At 56.7% G+C, this 2060-nt stretch carries 2 protein-coding genes; both read right to left on the bottom strand.

The genetic code is table 11. The annotated features are described in order from the left end of the window. Positions 1–45: 45 nt before the first annotated feature. Positions 46–1599 (bottom strand): IS66 family transposase, encoded by a 1554-nt coding sequence (gene tnpC, locus WLY71_RS30415; protein ID WP_347806531.1) that lies wholly within the window; start codon positions 1597–1599, stop codon positions 46–48. A gap of 17 nt (positions 1600–1616) precedes the next feature. Then, positions 1617–1976 (bottom strand): IS66 family insertion sequence element accessory protein TnpB, encoded by a 360-nt coding sequence (tnpB, locus tag WLY71_RS30410; RefSeq protein ID WP_240050551.1) that lies wholly within the window; start codon positions 1974–1976, stop codon positions 1617–1619. Positions 1977–2060 lie beyond the last annotated feature (84 nt).

Raw genomic sequence — 2060 nt, 5'->3', positions numbered from 1 at the left:
GTATGCGATCCATGAAGCACACCTACCGTCAGATGCGCTTCCCGTTTACCGTGGCATTTCCGGTGAGCAGTTCCACGGCAGCAATGCTTCATAGTCGGTTACTGACTGCGCATGCGGCAGTCGCTCCAGTACGTGGCGCAGCCACGTATAGGGCTCTTGGCCGTTGACCTTCGCGGTTTCGACCAGGCTGTAGATCTGGGCGCTGGCAGTCGCGCCTTTGGGCGTATCGCTGAACAGCCATGCCTTGCGCCCGATCACAAACGGTTTAATTGCACGCTCTGCCGGGTTGTTGTCGATCGGTAAAAAGCCAGCCTCCACGTAACGCTCCAGCCGGCTCCAGTTGCTGGCCAGATAATTAACGGCCTTGCCCAGCACACTTTGCGGCGTCACCTGAGGCTGTGTTTTATCCATCCAGCTTTTCAACTGAGCCAGGATCGGCAGGCTCTTTTCATGACGCTCAATAAAACGCTGTTCATCGCTGACATCCTTGAGTTCGCGCTCAATGCCGTACAGCTTGTTGATCATCGCCAGCGCGATATCGGCACGTCCCGTCTTGCCCTTGGGCTGCACTTTTTGCGCAGCGACGAACTTGCGCCGGGCATGGGCCATACACGCCAGACGCTCCACGCCCGGTTGTAACGCCAACGCGTTATATCCCGCGTAATCGTCGGTCATGACATAGCCGCGATAACTTTCCAGCAGGCGCAACGGCACATCCTGCGCACGGCTGGAGGTGTAGTCGAACAGCACGACTTTTCGATCCGGCGGCCCGCTGGCCTGTACCCACATCCAGGATTGGCTAGTCGGGTCTCGATCCGGTTCTTTAAGTACCTGGACGCGGGTTTCATCACAGTGAATGACGGGGCTTTCCAGCAACCGGTCGCGCATCAAATTCAACAGCGGCTGGAGGTGTTCGCCGCACTGGATGACCCAGCGTGCCAAGGTCTGGCGTGGAATGTCGATGCCATGCCGGCTGAGTACCGTCTCGAAGCGGTGCAGCGGTAGGCCGTCGACATACTTGGTGGTCAGCAGCATCGCCAGCACGCTCGGGCTGGCCATGCTCTTCTCGATCAACTGAGCGGGTTTGTCTGCGGTGACCGGAGCCGTTTCACAACCGCGGCAACCGTAGACTTTGCGGATGTGTTTGATCACCCGGATCTGCATCGGCACGATGTCCAGCTGCTCGCTGGTTTCTTCATTGATCACATGCTTGCGGCAACCGCAGGCACAGGTCAGTTCGTGTTCAGGCAGTTCGTGGATGACTTCAATACGCGGCAGATCAGCCGACAGTGGCTTGCGCTTGCCACGGCGCGGAACTGGAGCAACGACTTCCTCATCGGCATCGCCGACGACGGGCATTGGTTCGCTTTCGGGTTCGTTGAATAAGGCCAGTTGCGGCGTGTTGGGCTCGACTGTTTGCTCGGATTTACGACCGAACAAACGGTCGCGTAACAACTTGATCTGTTCCTTCAGGTCAACAATATGCGTTTCGTAAGCCTGACCCACTTCCTGCTGGCGAGCGAGTGCATCGAACGCATCAAGCAGCATTTGCTTGAGAAGTTCTGGGTCATCAGGAAGGTGTTCGGGGATCGAAATCATGCCCCGGATTATACCCGTCAGGCGACGAATCTTGGAGTCAAAACCTGATGAGGGCGATTGCGCCACAGGTCAAAACCGTCGAGCAACCAGTTCAATTCCTGAACAGTTAATACGATGGCTTCATCGGTAGCGTCGGGGGATGTTTTGAAGCGTTCGGATTCCAGGCGCTTGAGCCAAAGGCAGAAGCCGTTGCGCTCCCAGTAAAGGATTTTCACTCGATTACGGTGGCGATTCAGAAAGACGAAAAGCACAGGGTCGAACACCGCGACCTTGATATCCAGCTCGACCAAGGCGGCCAGGCCGTCGATGGATTTTCGGAAGTCCACGGCCTTGGGGTAGAGGTACACTTTTTCGACTTTAGCGTCGGGTCGCATCATGACGTGCTGGCTCCAGAGAGAAAACGGAGTACAGCTTCGGGGATCAACTGCTGGCTTTGAATGTGGGGTTCATGGAGCGGTTAC

Origin of the sequence: Pseudomonas rossensis (assembly GCF_039888995.1) — a bacterium.
GTDB lineage: Bacteria > Pseudomonadota > Gammaproteobacteria > Pseudomonadales > Pseudomonadaceae > Aquipseudomonas > Aquipseudomonas rossensis.
Note: the sequence above shows the minus strand (reverse complement) of the source record. Positions and strands in the feature narration are given on the sequence as shown.